Raw genomic sequence first — 19,073 nt, 5'->3', positions numbered from 1 at the left:
TTATTATATTTGGAACAATGAGAAAGTTTATCACAAATATTAGAATAGTTCCTTTTTTTATTTTACTGGCTTTTCTTTCAGCCTCCTGTAAAAGTACCAAGTCAACAGTACAATCAGGTCCAGGAACAACAACAGACAAGGTAATACAGACAGCCAAATCTTATGTTGGCACAAAATATAAATACGGTGGCACTTCGCGGTCTGGGATTGACTGCTCTGGTTTAGTATTACTTTCATTTAAATCTGCCGGTATACAGCTACCTAGAACCTCTGCGGAGCAAAGTCAAGCGGGGAAGAAGGTAAAACTATCAAAACTTCAAAAAGGGGATCTTGTGTTTTTTTCAGCAAAAAAACGTTCAAGAAAAATTACCCATGTAGGTATAGTAACGGAAAGGAATGGGCCAAAGGATATAAAATTTATCCACGCCAGTACAAAAGCAGGGGTTATAGAAGCAGATTTGTATGCCCCTTACTACATTTCTATTTTCAAAAAAGCAGTCAGGGTGCTTTAAATATTTACACAGGGAACCAATTTGCCGGCAATTTGATTTTTATTAAAATCTTATTGCATAAGAATATATTCTCAAATATATTTGCACCTCAATTGGGGGATTAGCTCAGCTGGCTAGAGCGCTTGCATGGCATGCAAGAGGTCATCGGTTCGACTCCGATATTCTCCACTAAAAAAAGAAAAAGCCTTCTATAATAAATAGAGGGCTTTTTTATTTTGGCAAATAAATTAAACGACTAGACAAATTAACCTCTAGGCATCCTCCTCCTCTTGTTGGTGTTTTCACCAACAAGCCCTTCCTGTATAGGCTACGCACCACAGTTCAGCGATAAAAGATAGGCGGCACACAAAGCCGTGCAGCAAAAGAAGGGGGATTGCGTTCTTGTTAAATTGTGTGCAATGCAATAATAGCACCAACGGGGTTTTTAGCAGACTTGCAAGCACATATGTAACGAGGGCATTAGCAGAACAAAGCTAGGTACATTTTAGGTTTCGCCCCTACAGGGCTATGCAATGGTGCATAATTCTCCCTACCGATATTTCGTCCCTAACGGGACTGCCACAGACGTTAGGGATATCTAACGGTAACGTAGAATTTAATTCGGGTTAAAAGAACTGTCATGGTGAAATCAGTATTCCTTGTTCAAAACGCTTCTTGTTAAAGCCAGAAATAGCACCAACGGTGCGAAATAAAATAGCTATGGGAAATAGCCCATAGCTAATGACAACAGCCTTCGTAAAGCCCCAACGGGGCGCAATAGAAATGAACCCAACCGAAAATTCCTTAATAAAAACAGTAGGCAATACCAAAGTTAGTTTATTAGCTCTTCTGCAGTCAGGTAGTACGTTTGGGTAGCCACAGGCTACCTCTGGCAATGCGTTTTATTTGATGGCATGTTTCTGTAGCTGCAAGCTACAGTCAGCCTTGGCTAGATATATTTTAGGTTTCGTCCCTACAGGCCTATATTAATGGTGCATAACTCTTCCTCCGATATTTCGTCCCTAACGGCTTTTTTATTTTGGCAAATAAATTAACGACTAGACAAATTAACCTTTAGGCATCCAAGAGGTCATCCGTTCGACCCTGCCTCCGGCAGGCAAGTCCAATATTCTCCACTAGAAGCAAAAGCCTTATACTAATAAATAAGTGACTATTTTTGTCAGGATTAGACATTCAAACCGTCTTCCTCCTATTGCATTATACCCAATAATAGTACCTTTTTTTGTTGTGGTCAATCATTTTTTTTACAACAAGGGATTAGCTCAGCTGGCTAGAGCGCTTGCATGGCATGCAAGAGGTCATCGGTTCGACTCCGATATTCTCCACTAAAAAAAGAAAAAGCCTTCTATAATAAATAGAGGGCTTTTTATTTTGGCAAATAAATTAAACGACTAGACAAATTAACCTCTAGGCATCCAAGAGGTCATCTGTTCCACCCTGCCGCCGGCACTAAAAAATAAGTGGCCTTTTTTTATTCAGATTCAGACCATCAAACCGTCTTCCTCCTATTGCATTATACCCAATAATAGTACCTTTTTTTGTTGTGGTCAATCATTTTTTTTACAACAAAAAACAAACAATTTGATTATTAATTAGTTATAAAAAACAGCACAAGGTTAAGCCAAACACTATTGATGGTTAACATTAAATTTTTCATAAAAATTAATAAAGGGCAAAAAGAAGCCTGATATAAAAAAAGCAACTTTTAAAGCAATTTTATATAAAAGAATAAAAAAATAATCACATTTATTTATTAACGTAAAACAACCTTTAGGAGCAAAAATACGTCTCTAATTATATATCAATGGCACTTTTTTATTTTTTTTCAAATATGTATAAATCAATACTTTCACCATTTGTTATGAGCTCAAAAATGAACCTGTAATTTTAGAAAGGTGTTAATATTTCAAAATCAGCAAATACTCATTTTAACGCTAACTAAAAATTAACTTTTTTTAAACGCTGATTTTTTTTTTACTTTTGAAGAGGTAAAAATGTAACCTATTAATTGGTCAACTAACCTTCAGGGCAGTTTTAATGTCGAAACTAAAGAACATAATAAAACAGCTTTCTCAAAAAGACTATGGGTCAATTTATGACTCACTGATGGAAAGCAACGCAGAAAAATCTGCATATCTTTTAAAGTTTATGCGTGAGAAGCAACTCTCTGATGCGAAAATCATGGACGAGTTGGACGTAAATACCAATGCGTATTACACACTTAGATCACGTTTAAACCAAAAGATTGAAGAATACCTTTTGCAGCAAATGGAAAGCCCTCGGACTTCATTACTCAAAAAGGTATCTACCATAAACGAGATAGTCTTTACCAAGAAGAAGGCCATAGCCGTAGCAACCCTCAAAAAGCTTGAGAAGGAGCTATTAGACTATGATCTATCTAATGAATTGACTATTATTTACAAAACCCTTAAAAAGCTACAGATTAATTCTCCTGACCATTTTGCTTACAGCCAGTTGTACAACAGGCATGTGGCATATATGTTGTCAATAGACAAGTCAGAAGACTTAATTGCAGAATACTTCAAAAAGTATGGGAGCTATATTCTTAGCAATGATGAAACCGAAAAGCTTGGCTTAACCTTACTGAGAGACGAAGTTGATAACTTAGCCAACTTATATCAGTCGCACAGAATGTATGTTAACCAAAGTTGTATAAACATCTTTCATAGACTATATGTTGAGCCAGAGGTTTCTAAAGAAGGCGAAGAACCGCTAGAGGAAATATTTGAAAAAATACAGAATATTTTCGACCAGTATTACCTCGACAGTATCTACTACCACTTAAAACTTGTTTTTGAGTATATGAAGTTTGAATATTACTCAAGACAGCATATATTCAAAAAGGCAGAAAAGTATTTTGAAGAGGTAAACGACGCATCTCCGACCCTTCTAACGAATTACAACCTATATACATTTCCGGCACAGTTCCTCTTGACAAAAATCGAAAGGCACCAAAGGCTGGAAATCGAGCACAAGCTATACGAAGAAAACAAAAGCTTGTTCGAAGATTACGAGATTGACAAAAACAACGTACCTCAGTATATTATATATGTCCTATATAGGGCTATAAGCTGTTATTATGCAAATAAATATGATGAAGCAGCACGTTGGATAAACAATATGCTTAATGATTTAAGCTTAAAAAAGGTACCTTATACACAACTCGAAATAAAAACGCTTTTAGCACTTCAATACTGTCTGATGGAAGACCACGATCTTTTCAATCAGTTGATCAACAGTATTCAAAGGCAGGTTAGGCTTTTGGGGAAACAAAATTGCCAGCACATCTTATTTTTCACTAAAATACTCAAGACTTCACTAAATGACTTGAAGAAAAATAAGACAACCAAGATCATTGGGTATATAAGCAAAATGAAGAAGACATACCCTGGACACTTCTCGCCTTTGAAGTATATAAAATTAGACGATGAATTTATAGAGAAACTTTCTTAAAAAGAGGTATTGAAAACCTGAAAAAACTAAAGTTTTTTCAGGTTTTCATGTGTTAGAGGCTTATTTATATATTTCAGTACATACTGATTTTTCTTTGCTTTGTTCATATCCTGCGGATTAAGCGAAGAAGTAAGCATAACTATCTTACACTGGCTTTTAATACTTTCCGACAGTTTATCAAACTCATCCAAAAATTGAAATCCATCCATTAAAGGCATATCAATATCTAAAAAGATAATTTCAGGCAAAAACATTTCTACAGGTCCTGTAGCAAGTTTTTCGATATTCTTTAAAAACTCAATAGCACTTTTTGCTCCGGAATGCACAAATATATGTTCACACAGATCTGATGCCTCTATCATTTTTTGATTAATAAGATTATCAATCTCATTGTCGTCCACCAGCATTACTGCATGATACTTTTTACCGCCATTTGTAGTCATATTATTCTGCTCCTGTTGAAAAAAATCTAAATACTAAATTATATAAATTAAAAACAACTGCAAAAAATAAATTAATTTACAGTCAATTTATTACACATCAAATTTAATTCCTTGGGCGAGCGGCAACTGGCTACTATAGTTAATAGTATTTGTTTGGCGTCTCATATAGAACTTCCAAGCATCAGAACCAGACTCTCTGCCACCACCAGTTTCTTTTTCACCACCAAAAGCACCTCCTATTTCAGCACCTGATGTACCAATATTAACATTGGCAATTCCACAATCAGATCCTTTGTGAGACAAAAAAGCCTCCGTTTCAGAAATATTTGATGAGAAAATTGAAGAAGATAGTCCTTGTCTTACATCATTTTGGATATCTATAGCGTTTTGTACATCGCCAGAATATTTCATCATATAAAGAATAGGCGCAAAGGTTTCTTCCTGAACAGTTGCGTAGTGGTTTTCAGCTTCAACCAATGCAGGACTTACATAGGTACCAGATTGAAACTCGTCCCCTGACAAAGCTTTTCCTCCTGCTATTAACTTTCCTCCCTCTTTCTGTACATTTTCTAAAGCTTTAAGAAAAGCATTGACAGCATCTTTATCAACCAAAGGCCCTACAAGGATCTTATCTTCTAAAGGGTTACCAATAGGAAGGCCGGAATATATTTTACACAACCTGTTTTTCACTTCATCATAAACAGATTCGTGTACTATCAACCTCCGGGTCGAAGTACATCTTTGACCACATGTTCCTACAGCAGCAAAAGTTATACCCCTTACAGCCAAATCCAAGTCGGCATGTTCTGTAACTATTACGGCATTATTCCCTCCAAGTTCCAACAAAGATTTTCCTAGCCTCGCACCCACAGTTTCAGCTACCTTTTTACCCATGCGGATAGAGCCTGTCGCAGACACTAAAGGAATACGCACATCTTTTGAAATTTGCGCCCCAATTTCTGCATCCCCTGACAAAAAGCTAAAAACACCTTCAGGCACATTGTTCGCCTTAAGAACATCTTTAATAATTTTTTGACAAGCTACTGCTGTAAGAGGCGTTTTCTCAGATGGCTTCCAGATACAGACATCTCCACAAACGGCCGCTATCATTACATTCCACGACCAAACAGCGACAGGGAAATTAAATGCGCTAATAACCCCGACCAAACCAAGTGGGTGATATTGTTCGTACATTCGATGTTCAGGCCTTTCTGAGTGCATGGTAAATCCATACAACTGCCTGGACTGCCCCGTAGCAAAGTCGCATATATCTATCATTTCCTGAACCTCGCCTAAGCCTTCAGGAAGGATTTTGCCTGTTTCAAGCGTCACTAGTTTTCCTAGAGGCTCTTTGTACTTCCTAAGCTGATCACCGATCTGACGCACAACTTCTCCCCTGGCAGGAGCTGGGACTGTCCGCCATTCTTTAAATGCCTTCTGGGCCGTACTTACCACATGCTCATAATCTTGCTTATCGGCCATCTCAACACTGGCAATAAGCTGCCCATTGATAGGAGAGAAAATTTCTTTGACAGTCCTTCTTTTATCAGAAGCGAAAAAATCACAACCAGTGCCTCCTGCCGGATTTACCTTATCCATATTCAGGGATTCCAGCAACGCATCTATATCTTTTTCAAAATCCGGATTTGTAACTTTTATTCTCATAATTCTAAAAATATTTTGGTGTCGCCCTAATTAAATAAAAAAGGCGCTTTAATAAAACTTAAAGCGCCTTTTAATGTTCAGACTTTGTCAATTTAAACTCATAACATAGTCTACGTCTTAATTAGGTCAAAATCCTATAGCATAAAAACCTTTCTGCCCATTGCTGTAAATACCCTCTATCAAGACACCTCCAGTTCGGTTTTCGTCTAAAATACTCATTATATCTTTCGGCTCTTTAACCTTAACTTTATCAATAGAGGTAATAATAAAGCCATCTGATATTCCAGCGTCTCTAAATTTGCCAGGGCCCACTTTCATTACTTTCACACCGCTTTCTATCTTTAATTTCTTTAGTTCCTCGTTTGACAATGAAGACAAGCTAGCCCCTAAAAATTCATTTGTAGAAGCAACTTCTCTTTTTACAATACTAGTATCACCTCTTTTATTTTTCAAAGTTGCGTCCACTTCTTTTACTTTACCCTTTCTCACAAAAGTTATCTTCACCACATCACCTGGGTTGTGCATGGCTATACTCTCCTGCAATTGTGCCGCAGAGTTTACCGCCCTATCATTGACTTTGGTTATCACGTCCCCTTCTTGAATACCAGCACCTGCCGCAGCACTGGTTTCATTGACAGATGCCACATAAACGCCTTTAATATTCTCAAGGCTCTTCTCCCTTGCTAGCTGAGAGTTTATATCAATAATGCTTACCCCTAGCAAGGCGCGCTGAACGGCACCATACTTAATAATATCACCAGTAACCTTTTTGACGATTGCAGCAGGAACTGCAAAAGAGTATCCTGAAAATGACCCGGTAGGCGTAGCAATTGCCGTATTGATACCAACTAGATTGCCACGAAGATCAACCAAAGCCCCACCACTGTTTCCTGGGTTAACGGCAGCATCTGTTTGAATAAAAGATTCTATAGCCAGATTATCCCGGTCCCGAAGTATATTTATATTTCTAGATTTTGCACTTACAATACCCGCAGTAACAGTAGAAGTCAAATTAAATGGGTTTCCAACAGCCAATACCCACTCCCCTATCTTCACTGATTCTGAATTTCCAAACGTTAAATGCTTTAACCCTTCTTCCTCTATTTTTAACACTGCCAAATCTGTAGAAGGGTCTGTACCTACCACTGTAGCGGTGAAAGACCGCTTATCATTGAGGGTCACTTCTATCTTGTCAGCCTTGTCAATAACATGATTGTTAGTAGCAATAAAACCATCAGACGTTATAATAACCCCGGATCCTGTACCTCCTTCCATAGGACTATTACCGCCACCCCGTTCTTCTCCTCTGTGCTGAGGAAATTGCTCTCCAAAATAGTCTCTAAGCATATCTTCAAAGGGACTCCTTTGAGCGCTTCCCCTATTTGATTCAAAATAGGTTTTTATATGCACTACCGCAGGAGTAGAAACTTCAGCGGCCTGAATAAAATTCATACCTTCAGGCACCAGCATGGTAGTATCTGCTATATAATTAGAAAACTTTACTGGCTGTGTGTGCTCAACGGTATGATACACTTTATCTTCCTCCGAGAACATCTTGTACCCAAACAAAGACACACCGCCTCCCATTACAGAGGAAAGCAATGCTATGATCGATATCTGCTTTACATTCATTTTATACAATGGTGATATGAAACAATTTGACAAAAAAAACGGGTAACCGTATAGATAACCGCAACATAATGGTTTAGTTTCTTTTCGTCAATAGTTTTCCTGAATATGTTTCCATCTGATGAACGTAAAGTTGTGCAATATATTTCTTCCAACGCCCAACCTAAATGGCAATGGCACTGTTAGGACTGAGTTTTTGCTTACATATCCAAAATCAGCGCAGAACTCACCTCTGCAAACATTTTTTATGTAGGAGATAAAAGGGCTCACACGTAAAAGTTGGGGAGTTTTGGTTTGATTTGTTAATTTTAAGGCAAGATGAAAGAAAATATTATTGCCCCTTTTTTGCCGGAAGGCATACTAGATTTTTTTGAAATAGAAGCTGTAATAGAGCTATGTGACCTGAACAGCAAAAGATCCTTTTATAAAATCAACCTCATTGAGCAGAACCGGCTATTAGGAAAACATAATCCTGAAGAGTACGAGTCTAAAGGTTTTTATGAACCTAAAATTGTGCAAGATTTCCCTATAAGGGGAAAAGCCGTTTATCTTGAATTTAAGCGACGAAGGTGGAGGCATAAAACATGCAAGAACAAAATAGTTTACAATGACTATTCATTTGTAGCTGAAGGCTCTAAAATCACTCAAGAGCTTTCAGATTTTTTAAAAGGTACAGGTCGAGACCCGCGAAGATACCATTGGTAACATTGGCAGCTATTATGAGGTCAAAGGGGATTTGTTGAGGAGGCACTATAAGAAGAAAAGCAGTGGGTTTAAGCAGTGGGAACAAAAAGAGCATGCAGAAGACTATTTGGTCTTTCCGGACAATATCGGAGAGCATCTCAGTATAGACGAAGTTGCACTGTCAAAAGGAGAGTTGTACACTTTTATTACCAATAAAAACGGGAGAGGCAAAAGAGGCTCTTTGGTAGCTTCTGTAAAAGGCACATTGTCGGCAAATATCATACAAGTTCTGGAGAAAATCCCTCTGGAACAAAGGAATAAAGTAAAGGAAGTAACCCTTGACATGGCAAAAAACATGGAGTCATCCGCAAGAACATGTTTCCCCATGGCAAATTTGGTTACAGACCGCTTTCATGTAGTAAGGCTGGCCCTGGAGGCTCTACAACATATAAGGGTCAATCAAAGATGGGTTGAACTGGATATGGAAAACAAGGCTATCGAAGCTGCCAAAAAGAATGGCGTTAGGTATAAAGCACCCTTATTGCCCAATGGGGACACCCCAAAGCAACTTTTGGCCCGCTGCAGGTATGTCTTTGCCAAAAAGAAAGCTGATTGGACTCAAAGCCAAGAGCAGAGAGCCAACATAGCTTTTGAAAATTATCCAGACCTCAAAAAAGCTTATGACCATGTTCTTGAGTTTAGGCTAATATATGAAAGCAACACAAAAATTTCCGCTGAAAAAAAGTTTAATGAATGGATCAATAAAACTCATGAGATGGAAATTAAAGAATTTTTAACGGTAGCAAATACAGTAAGCAACCATATGAGCAATATTCTAAACTTCTTTGACAATAGATCTACCAATGCAAATGCGGAATCTTTTAATTCAAAAATAAAGCTCTTCAGGGCAAACTTAAGAGGCGTTGTAGATACCAGGTTTTTCTTGTTCAGGCTCTCTAAGCTTTTTGCTTAAATCCCCAGAAAAATACGGTGACCCGATAAAAGTGCTTACACTCTACAAGTCATTTGCTATAAAAAAGAACTGCAGAGTCACAAATACAGTTTTATTAGGGAAAAACAGATTCAACAAAGAGCTACCAAGCATTTTCAAATAGCTCAGAACAGAACGGGAATCAGAACATAACTCTAATCCACATGCAAGGCCATATGCATGCATTACTTAAACCTGAAATATGCATTAGAACTTTCTATTGCGTGGCAAAATAACTTCAAATCAGACGTTTCGCTCGCATTTGGTTTTTAACCATAGAACCACTACGCTTTGCAAACCAAATACGCTGTTTTTTTGTTCTTTTGCCTCTCATAACAAAATCTAATGCATAACCCAGGTTAAAAACCTCCAACAAACTTATTAAGAAGTGTAAAAACCTCTTCGAATCTTGTAAGAGGGAGTGTTTCAGCCTTATCAAAAACATCATGATAAGCAGCGATACCTCCAAGGGTATATAAGAAAAAACATGGGACACCCCTTAAGTAAAAAAAATAGTGATCGGAATTGGCCGCTTCGCCTCTGGCTTTGATTTGAGGAAGCAAGTTGTGTTCTTTATTGATTGCTTTTAAAGTTTGAAATTCGTTTTCAAACACTTTTCCGTTAACTACCATTACCCCATCATCACCAGTCCCCATCATATCAAGATTCACTAAAAACTTGATATTCTTTAAAGGGAACAAAGGATTGTCCACAAAATATTTAGATCCCACCAAGCCCGCTTCTTCAGCACCAAAAGCAATAAAAGCGATTGAAAAGTTCATTTGATTTTCTGGCTTTGCATAATAATCTGCGAGTTCCAAAAGCATAGCTGTACCACTCGCATTGTCATTAGCACCGGGGAAATAAGTATCTTCTCCCAAACGTCCTAAATGGTCGTAGTGGGCACATATTACCACTAAAGAATCAGGGTTTGTCTTACCTCTCACATACCCAATTACATTTTGCGATTCGTAATCTTTAATTAGCTCAGCCTCTACTTTAAACCTCGCCCTACGGGCACTCTGATCAAAAGAGTCGGCATACACCTGAAAGAAAGGTCGGCTATATTGTTTTGAAGAAAGACCCATCGTCAACTTATTACTTTCCAGTTCAACGACAGCTTTGGCTTCATGCACTTTTTCTACAATTCCTGGAAACTCAATCATGCGACCATAATAATCTCCATCATAGACAACTATTTTCCTTTTTAAATTCTTTTTAAGAAACTCATTGCGCACCTCTGAATCTTGCAATGCCAAGGTATCAAAATATACCAGTCTGCCCCTGCCTTTACCTGCACCGGAAAAAGGTTTTAAAATATAGTCTTCTCCAGGAACAAACTTCCGCCTGTTAGAATGCAACTTCACCTGTCCAGGGAAAGTATTGATATCGAAGGTAAATTTTTGAAAATAACTATTCTTAATTTTTTTAAGGCCAATTTGCTCAAACCTTTCCTGAATATATTCAGCAGCAATCTTATCACCATTGTTTACATATCCCCGGCCATGCATATCAGGTGCGGATAATATCTCAATGGTTTCTCTTGCCCTATTTATATCTTGCGAATAAAGGGAGAAGGACAATAATGTAACCAGAAATAAGGCAAGGCTATAGAAAATCTTTTTACTCATTGTACTCAGACCTAAATTGATAAACGAAATAAAAGCCTACCCAACCAAGCACGCACCCAACAAAATCAGCAACAAGGTCAAAATAATCAAAACCTCTGCCAGGAATAAGACTTTGGAAAAACTCTATAAGAAAACCAAGCAAGAAAGAAAAAAGTATAGCATATCGAACCGGATGCTTTCGCAGTGTATCGAAGGTGTATTGTTTGGTAAACCCAACAATTAGAAGAAAGACCTGAACAGCAAAAACAAAAATATGTGCAAATTTATCAAAGCTAAACATATCCCAGACAGAAAGATCAGGCATCTCCTGTCCGGGAAATAATGTCAGAAATAATACAAGTATTCCCCAGGCAATCGCAAAAATATTGTATCTGAGAAACATTAACTTCTACTATTGCCCAATAACTTTTTTATATCCTTCTGCATCAAGAAGATCATTTATCGAAGAAGGGTCTACAGGCTTCACTTTGATAATCCACCCTTTGCCATAAGGATCAGAGTTTACCAGTTCTGGGTTAGACTCCAACTCTGGATTTACCTCTAGGACTTCAGCGGTAACAGGCATATAAAGATCAGAAACAGTTTTCACAGCTTCTACAGAGCCAAAAACAGAATTGCCGTCCACTGTTACTCCTACAGAGTCGATATCAAGATATACAATATCGCCTAATTCGCTTTGGGCAAAATCAGTGATACCTATATAAGCAACATCGCCCTCGGCTCTAACCCATTCATGTTCCTCAGTGTACTTTAAATTTTCAGGGAAATTCATAAAAAACGCTTTTAGTTAAAAATTTCAATTTTATTACCATTATAAAAACGATTCGTTCAAAAATAGCTATATTTTACCACTATTAATATTAAGAAAGCGTAAATCTTAGCTGCACACCAAATGCGGTTGTCGACCGCTTAAATGAAGTTGAGATCAATGGATCGTTCACACTTCTCTCAAAGTAAAACTGCAAAGTCAACCTTTGGTTGACCATATAGTTAATTGTAGGCCTTAACTGCCAGTTAATATTACCAGCGGTAACGGTACTTTGTTCATCCAGTTTTCTTTGAACGGTCACACCGTTTCTTACAGCAACGTCTAACCGCAAGGTAAGCTCATTTTTCAATACCGTATACGGGTTCCCGTCTATAGGAATAGGAAGCTTCATGCCTGTTTTTGCATACCCCAGACCAAAAATAATCCCTTCGTTCCTAATTTCCGTCACTTGACTGTTCGACATATTCAAAGTTAAAGTACGGTCTTTTGTATAGTCTAGTTTAAATGAAAGCTTGCTTTTTGTCCTAAAGTTGACCCCTATCAGAGGAGCAAAGCGTTCAACGATACTAATCTGGTCCAAAACAAATACCGGGATATAACGTCCGTCTTCATTTGTTAACATATCGCTACCGTCAATAGGGTCAAAAAGTCCCATGTTAGGTCCCACCATGCTCGGCCCATAAATTAACGATGAGGTATAGTTTGAAATGTTATACATACTTTGGTAAGCATGTGAAACAGTAAATGCAGGGAAAATATCTTTCAGCTTCTCAATGCGGGTAAGCCCGTTAAAATCTATCCGCCAGTTTGGAAGGGGCAATCTTTGGGGCGACAGACGTGAAGTACCTTTGTCTTCTCCTGCATAAGTAGCCAAAAAAGCAGGGATTAACACATCTTGCGAATTAAGCCCATATCCTTCAAAATCCTGATCATGCCTCCGTTCGGCATTTAGCCTGGCCCTAAACCTTGCCCTGTTTTGCTCTAACTCACTAAACAACTGGTCAGGGTCTCGAAAGGCAGTTCTAATAGATATAAAAGTGGCACTATAACTACCGTTTTGAAATGGGTTTTCTGAGTTAAACCGATAGTTTTCCCTAGTCGGGTTCTGCACATACGCCGTATCCATCCTGTAAAACTCTTGATAGTTAGACATTTTGGACATTTTAGCATCTACACTTATTTTAAGGTCTTTGAAAGGTTCCAATGCAGCCCGAGCATTAAAATTCTGATTCCGCGAATAGTTAAATGTATTGTTCAGGGCCCGACTGTGCGTCAACCATTGGTTATACGAAGCCATATGCCTTATATCCATGTTTTGAGAACCCAAAACAAATGGCGTCATATCCAACGTGGCATTTCCTCCCGGACTCAAACCAACTACCCGCGGCGTATTCATAAAACCTGGTAAAGAAATACCTTCTGTTTCAGTAAAGCTAGCATTAATGGTTTTAAGACTCATCAACGATCGGATACCCGCTTTCAAACCTTTGAGTTCCTTTTTCTGCTGTTCCGTAGTGTCTTTCTTGGCACTTGGTGGCCCGGGTTTTCGGCGTTTAGGTTTAGGTTTGTTAATTTCTTTCAGGAACTTGTTTTTATTGTACAGCTTCTCAAAATTGATCCTAGAGTTAATAGACCGTTCTCTGCTATTGGCTGTCAAGTGACCCAATGAGTCCGCTACGCTAAGCGCTCCTGCGGTCCAGGTGTATCCTCCCGAATAACGGACATCGGCACCAATCCAGTCAGTAAGTGGTATTTTATCAAAAGGTACTTTATAATTTAATGCAACCATTTGATTGAAATCCTTCATCCTACCACCATACTTTAGCTGATCTAAGAGTATCCTATTGTACCCGTCGGCATCAGGGTCCCCTTCCGGTTCATCTATAAGCGCAAAAGCATTTGCGGTATAATCAACAGACAGGTTTTTCGTCACATTCCAGTTAACAGCATACACCCTGTTAAATGCAAAAGCTTTTTCGTAAAAAGGATCCTGGACAAAACCATCTAATGGATTTCCTTCATAAAACTGTGTTTTTATAATCCTTCGGTCCAGGTCTCCCCGTACGGATATCCTATTTGGCAGAATGCTAAAATTAAAATCCTTAATAAGTCTAAAATATGGGGACTTCAGAAAACGGAACTTCTTAAATGGCTCATATACCTTAGGGGTAAAGGCATAATTATACCCCAGTGCGGCCCTGTAATGCCTGAAATCATACTCTTTAATATCAACATTCGTCCTGGTAGTACGGCTATACCCAAATGACAAAGTCAGGTTTTCAATATCATATATCCGACTTTTGGCCCCTTCTTTGGTTTTTACTTTTTGAATATTGGTAAAGTTCCAACTGTTCCTAGTGGTTTGATCCAATATAAACCGTTCATAGTCTGCCCGTTTTTCTTCAGGCAAACCATCGAGTGCCCGGTCCATAGGAACGTCAGGGTTCAAAGGGTTAAACTCAGGCGTAATAACCATACGGTCATGACTAACATAAAACGGTAATTTCAATCCCAATTTTTCAGGTAAGAACTTATCTACACTGACATTGGAGGCGATACCATATTCTAAAGTATTATGCCGTTGGCGCTCAGAAATCCTTTGGTCTAGTGAACCGAAGCCTGCCGAAACATATCTAGCAGAAGCCGTAACATTAGCGACATCTGCCAATTTGGTATTCAGAATGGCGGTTGCTGCCCAACCATTTTGGGTTTGGAACTCTGCCAACCTAAGTTCATTTAGCCAAACACATATAGATCGTTCAGCACGAGACGGTCCTTCTCTGGCAGGGTTTCGTATACCCAGCATAATAGTCTGTACGGAACTCAGTTCAGGTCTACCCCTTACGGCAATGGTCCGGTTTCCATGCTGTTCTATATAAGTATTAGCAAAACCGTAATCCTCAGAACGGTCTCTATTAATCTTTACCTCTACAAGGTCTTCGAGCAAAATATCCAGCTCATTTTCAGACCTCCAAACTTCATGCTCGTCAGTAGCACCTATAGGAGTCAAATATAAAGGAATAGAGATTTCATAATAGTTTTCAACAAAGTCAGTACCCAACCTAATAAAGACCTGCATATCTTCATCTTGCACATTAATATCTTGGGTATGGGCATGAATAAACATCCTTAACCTCCGATAGTTGACAAAGTCCATATTTACGTTCTTAAATACTGCCCTTGATCTTCCGTCAGGCAATCGCTCCGCACAAAGGCTAAGAGACTGCTCATTAAGCTCCCTCGGCTGTGGAGATGTCACATCCATATCTCTATGAAAGCCAGGAGGCAATGTATAAGCAGGTGCATTCTCAGACGCTTGTCCATGTTGTTCGATGTTAACCGAAGATACCGTAAATGTTTCTGTACCAGCCTCATTAACAACCCTAAAATCAGGGTCATTAATATCATCGTGCTGATAGGTTCTCCACTGGTTGGCAACCATTTGAAACTTTGCCAAACGTAGCACAATAGGTTTTTCAAACCCGGTCATATACATCCGCATAAACCTGATAGACTTAAAACCACTGATATTACCAACTGTATTATCTGGCTCACGGATTGGAATTCTAAAAAGGTACCAAGTCACTTCATCTCCATTCACATTGCTCTGCACGTTCTGGTCTACTATGTAGTTTTGACCAACAGAAAACCTATTAGGATCTATATCTATTCTATACTCATAGTATTCTTCCAGGTCATTAACTGTGTTGTCTTGGTTAAGGTCTTCATTATCGGGAAGCTGATTATTTGCTTGTGGCACATTTCCTGTACTTGTAGGCGAGTTGTTCTCAAGACCGTTGAAGCGTTTATAACGTTCCAAAACAGAGGCTTCCCTTTCATCATACTCCTGATCATGGAAGAACTTAAAGTCATCACCTGAAGGGTCCTCCTGAACGATATTCCTCGCACTTCCAGGAAGTTGATTCAAGAAATCATTAAAGAACTCTCTTTCTTCTTCATTAGACAAACCATCAAGACCGACGTCTTGACGATCTCTACCTGTGTTATCAAACGCATTGGTTAGATACTGTTGTCTTGGCACATGACCCCAAGGAGTAACATCCACCCCTTCATCATCGGGCTCTGTAGGGAGTCCATTCTCAAAAGAGTGACGTCCGTCTTTCAAAACATCTTCAGATATACTACCTAAGTTAAAATACAGTTGTCCTCGGGTATTATGGTCAAATGGCTCCCCTTCAATCATTGTATTTTCATTAGAGTTTATATAGGGACTCATTAACCAAAACTCAACATACTGCACATTTGAATTGTCAAAATCGATATCACCAGATACCGCCCGTGTTATGGCACCAAAGTTTTCTTGGGGATTTTTAAGTTTTCCATCAGACGTTAGGTCTGGATTATAATTGTAAGGCCCCCGCTCAGAAGGATAGTAAGCGAGGTCAAGGACAGGCTCATTGATGTTACCTAGCAATTCTTGAAACCCAGGCGCCACCTCCTGAGGGTCTACCCGTCTTACAAAGTGATTATCAACATCTTCTTGTGTTATATGATCTGGCCGCCCCCTATCAGTATAAAATGAAAGGTCTACAGTGTACCACGCCAGCCGAGCTCTTTTATACGCATATTCAAGGCCATGACTTCTCGCTTCAGGAAACCGCATTGGAGTAGCTCCCAGGTGCCACTTGAGTGTTGGAGTCCTTGTGAGGTCAAAAGGCGTTTCCGCACCTTCAAAATCATCAATATAAGAGGTACCTCCTTCGTCTTGGTTTAGGTTAAGCCCTCGCGAATAGCCAGGGATAAGGTGCGCAAATTCCCCACTAGCCGTAACAGAAGAAGGTGCTTTGGTCTGTATCAATGGGAATTTATCAATTATCTTAGTGATAATCCTGGACTCTGATGCATAATTCGCATCCAAGCCCCAAATGGTATTGGCAGAAGGCTCATCTCCAAAAGCTACCCTGGAAACCTGAGGCCGCTCACTTTGATGGAGTATAGTCGCCCCAAAATTTATATCATCGCTGACCCTATAATCAAAACGGGAACCCAAAAAATATTTTTGCCGAAAATTTACAAGATCCGCTTTTTCAAAACGGATCCGTATCTCATTTCCAGAAGCCAACACCCCTTCATTGATAATCTTTAAACGGCCCATGTTATAGTCTACGGTATAGTCTACCCCCTCCTGCAAAGGGGAACTACCAGCAGTAACTATTACTGAACCTGGTGAAATATTGATACCAGGCAACATGACTTCGCTAGAAGAGGCTGACTGGTAACGACCGCTCAGGAAATATTTGTTCTTACTGGCTATCTGCTCCGCATCGATCCTGGTCATATCATACAGCTCCTGAAAAATATATTTATTGACCAGGTGAGATTCATTAATTGTATCAAAATGCTGCTTCAAGCTCGACCCAAAAGGTTCAAGTACAGGGAACATAATCCGGCCATACCTAGAGTCTACCGTTACCCCTTCAATGTAGTCAAAGTTACCATCTGCCGGAGGGTCATTGTTAGGGTTTAACTGGTCTAATCCCAAAAGTCTCAAAAGAGGAGCTTTGCTTGCCGCACCCTCTTGGATATTAGGCCTGTCCGCACCGGAGATATCGTCTTTATAGATAATCCGCATTTGAAAATTTTCCCGCGTCAACTGGTTTGTCTCTAGCTGATAGATGTTTTTCATCATCAGGTCCCAAGTTGGCAGGTTCAGTCGAACAGTAGAGGGCTTCAACATTTTTAATATCATCACCTCTTCATCCTTAAGGTTTTGAGTTTCATCCTGTAGCTGTCCAACCCTATAATTCTTACCATTGTAAGTATACTCATAAGCCACGGCCAAAACCTCATCAGCCCTAAGAGGCGTGTTAAGGGAAATATACCCAAGGTCTTCATGGTAGTGAAACTCCCGGTTAGGTTCTAACCTTCTGGCGTTATTAATAATCTCAAAATCCTCACCAGCCTCCAGCCCTGAAGCGGCAAGATTTTCTCTAAGGCTCGTGGTCTGTGTATATTGTCTAATTGACCGGAACAACTTATTTGCAGCATTGTCTGCTGGTGTAAGGCGCCCTCCGTTACCTTCCCTAAATGTTTCTTTGTGTGGGTTTGCTTCTCCCAAATCTAGGTAGGCGACCATGTTTCTCGTATTTTCAGTAACATTGGTCCTGTTGGTGATATAAACCTGAAGTCTGGTAATTTTAACCCCAGACATGATCACAGGAGTAGTTTTTAAAGACCGTTCATAATTGTTCCTGAAAAACTGTCCTATAAAAAAGTGCTTGTTTTCATCATACTTATCAGCCCTTAACTCAAATTGGCGACTTTGGGACCCACCTTCAATCCTAATTTCATCGGCCTGCCCCCTTTGAGACGCAGCTATCGAAGTCACCGATAGCCTACCAAACTGTAACCTGGTCTTGATACCAAAAAGATTTTGAGAACCAGAAATCAACTGCGTATTAAGAGGCATGCTTACATTACCAGCCTCAATTTTCTGAATGATGTCCTCTTCATAACCAGTAAACTCAAGTTTTAGGTTATTTTGAAATTCAAATTGAGCTTTGGTATCCCAGTTAGCCGTCAGTTGAAGCTTATCTCCAATGGTACCGACAACGTTCATACCAATCATCTGATCAAACTCGAAACCTCCCATCCGCTGCATATTGATAGGCATAGCGGGGTTCTGTGTACGTTGCCACCTACCACCAAAGTCTAATGTAACATAACCATTGGGCTTGATCTCAACAAAGTCTTTACCAAAAATAGACCCAAGACCAGGTGCCGGAAGCCTAAGACTGGCTTCTCCAATGGTATTGTCTTCCAACTCTTTGTCACCAGCACTCTTATCTTTCCAGTACTGGCGCATCATTTGCCTATTTTTATAACGGGAATATTCCTCAAAAGTCATCTCAGAGTCAGGCCTGGCGTCAATATCATCACCAACTTTCTCGTGAATGATATAGTTGTCCAGCGTAGTATCAAGCTCTACATCGAGGTGTAAGTTACTAGGTTTAGGGCCTAGCAAGGGAGACTCAGGAGATTCATTAGAAAAAGGGTCGCCTTCCCTATCATGTTCATAGTAAATAGGGCGTCTGCTTTCTTTTCTTTGCCGTTCTAGCTCTTTTTCCTTCTCCCGCTGTTCTTTCTCTTTGTCTTTTTCCTTATCACTGGTATCCGCTGGGGCTAATTCCTTATCCCACGGAACAATTTTGCTGCTTGCCGTGTTAGCATTAGAGAGCCATACAGCAAGTATTAAGCAAAAGATACCCGTAAACAGAAAACTATTTTTACTGAACTTTGACAAAGTCGGAAAAA

At 39.3% G+C, this 19,073-nt stretch carries 11 protein-coding genes and 2 tRNA genes; 6 read left to right on the top strand and 7 right to left on the bottom strand.

Annotated features, from left to right (window positions below; genetic code table 11):
- Positions 1-17 precede the first annotated feature (17 nt).
- The 4 genes from RCC89_06860 to RCC89_06845 all read left to right on the top strand — a co-directional run bounded on the left by RCC89_06860 (position 18) and on the right by RCC89_06845 (position 3,986).
- On the top strand, positions 18-512 hold the full coding sequence (locus RCC89_06860; GenBank protein ID WMJ72881.1) for a C40 family peptidase: 495 nt from the start codon (positions 18-20) through the stop codon (positions 510-512).
- A 94-nt stretch (positions 513-606) separates the two neighbouring features.
- Positions 607-680 (top strand) — tRNA-Ala (locus RCC89_06855).
- A gap of 1,086 nt (positions 681-1,766) precedes the next feature.
- Positions 1,767-1,837: transfer RNA gene (locus tag RCC89_06850), tRNA-Ala, on the top strand.
- A gap of 712 nt (positions 1,838-2,549) precedes the next feature.
- A complete protein-coding gene (locus tag RCC89_06845; GenBank protein WMJ72880.1) occupies positions 2,550-3,986 on the top strand; it encodes a hypothetical protein in 1,437 nt (478 codons plus the stop codon).
- Between the two features lie 26 nt (positions 3,987-4,012).
- On the opposite strand, the gene RCC89_06840 is transcribed toward RCC89_06845, so the two are convergent.
- From RCC89_06840 to RCC89_06830, 3 genes are all read right to left on the bottom strand, one after another.
- Positions 4,013-4,429 (bottom strand): response regulator, encoded by a 417-nt coding sequence (locus tag RCC89_06840; protein ID WMJ72879.1) that lies wholly within the window; start codon positions 4,427-4,429, stop codon positions 4,013-4,015.
- 90 nt (positions 4,430-4,519) lie between these two features.
- Positions 4,520-6,094 carry an aldehyde dehydrogenase family protein gene (locus RCC89_06835; GenBank protein ID WMJ72878.1) on the bottom strand — a complete coding sequence of 525 codons (1,575 nt, stop codon included), beginning with the start codon at positions 6,092-6,094 and terminating at the stop codon, positions 4,520-4,522.
- A 126-nt stretch (positions 6,095-6,220) separates the two neighbouring features.
- Positions 6,221-7,726, bottom strand: coding sequence for a Do family serine endopeptidase (locus RCC89_06830; GenBank protein ID WMJ72877.1), 1,506 nt, complete (start codon positions 7,724-7,726; stop codon positions 6,221-6,223).
- Positions 7,727-8,041: 315 nt separating this feature from the next.
- Between RCC89_06830 and RCC89_06825 the strand changes: the two genes are divergently transcribed.
- Positions 8,042-8,428, top strand: coding sequence for a hypothetical protein (locus tag RCC89_06825; protein ID WMJ72876.1), 387 nt, complete (start codon positions 8,042-8,044; stop codon positions 8,426-8,428).
- A 31-nt stretch (positions 8,429-8,459) separates the two neighbouring features.
- Complete coding sequence (locus RCC89_06820) at positions 8,460-9,380, top strand: transposase (protein ID WMJ72875.1); 921 nt, start codon at positions 8,460-8,462, stop codon at positions 9,378-9,380.
- 377 nt (positions 9,381-9,757) lie between these two features.
- On the opposite strand, the gene RCC89_06815 is transcribed toward RCC89_06820, so the two are convergent.
- From RCC89_06815 to sprA, 4 genes are all read right to left on the bottom strand, one after another.
- The gene (locus RCC89_06815) at positions 9,758-11,029 is read right to left on the bottom strand and encodes a M28 family peptidase (protein WMJ72874.1); all 1,272 of its coding nucleotides are present in this window, start codon (positions 11,027-11,029) and stop codon (positions 9,758-9,760) included.
- Positions 11,022-11,411, bottom strand: a complete 390-nt coding sequence (locus tag RCC89_06810; GenBank protein ID WMJ72873.1) for a VanZ family protein — start codon at positions 11,409-11,411, stop codon at positions 11,022-11,024. Before RCC89_06810 ends, RCC89_06815 begins: the two co-directional genes overlap by 8 nt.
- Before the next feature lie 9 nt (positions 11,412-11,420).
- Positions 11,421-11,801: a glycine cleavage system protein GcvH gene (gene gcvH, locus RCC89_06805; GenBank protein WMJ72872.1), complete on the bottom strand. Its 381-nt coding sequence runs from the start codon at positions 11,799-11,801 to the stop codon at positions 11,421-11,423.
- Positions 11,802-11,889: 88 nt separating this feature from the next.
- Positions 11,890-19,062, bottom strand: coding sequence for a cell surface protein SprA (gene sprA / locus RCC89_06800; GenBank protein ID WMJ72871.1), 7,173 nt, complete (start codon positions 19,060-19,062; stop codon positions 11,890-11,892).
- Between the last annotated feature and the right edge of the window lie 11 nt (positions 19,063-19,073).

This window comes from Cytophagaceae bacterium ABcell3, assembly GCA_030913385.1.
In the GTDB taxonomy this organism is placed as follows: Bacteria; Bacteroidota; Bacteroidia; order Cytophagales; family Cytophagaceae; genus ABcell3.
The sequence above is the reverse complement of the archived record's forward strand: the minus strand, read 5'-3'. Positions and strand labels throughout refer to the sequence as shown.

Bases quoted from the DNA above. Each gene is read 5' to 3' on its own strand.
- RCC89_06860 (WMJ72881.1), top strand. From the start codon at position 18: ATGAGAAAGTTTATCACAAATATTAGAATAGTTCCTTTTTTTATTTTA.
- gcvH (WMJ72872.1), bottom strand. From the start codon at position 11,801: ATGAATTTCCCTGAAAATTTAAAGTACACTGAGGAACATGAATGGGTT.
- RCC89_06840 (WMJ72879.1), bottom strand. From the start codon at position 4,429: ATGACTACAAATGGCGGTAAAAAGTATCATGCAGTAATGCTGGTGGAC.
- RCC89_06815 (WMJ72874.1), bottom strand. From the start codon at position 11,029: ATGAGTAAAAAGATTTTCTATAGCCTTGCCTTATTTCTGGTTACATTA.
- RCC89_06835 (WMJ72878.1), bottom strand. From the start codon at position 6,094: ATGAGAATAAAAGTTACAAATCCGGATTTTGAAAAAGATATAGATGCG.
- RCC89_06830 (WMJ72877.1), bottom strand. From the start codon at position 7,726: ATGAATGTAAAGCAGATATCGATCATAGCATTGCTTTCCTCTGTAATG.
- RCC89_06810 (WMJ72873.1), bottom strand. From the start codon at position 11,411: ATGTTTCTCAGATACAATATTTTTGCGATTGCCTGGGGAATACTTGTA.
- RCC89_06825 (WMJ72876.1), top strand. From the start codon at position 8,042: ATGAAAGAAAATATTATTGCCCCTTTTTTGCCGGAAGGCATACTAGAT.
- RCC89_06845 (WMJ72880.1), top strand. From the start codon at position 2,550: ATGTCGAAACTAAAGAACATAATAAAACAGCTTTCTCAAAAAGACTAT.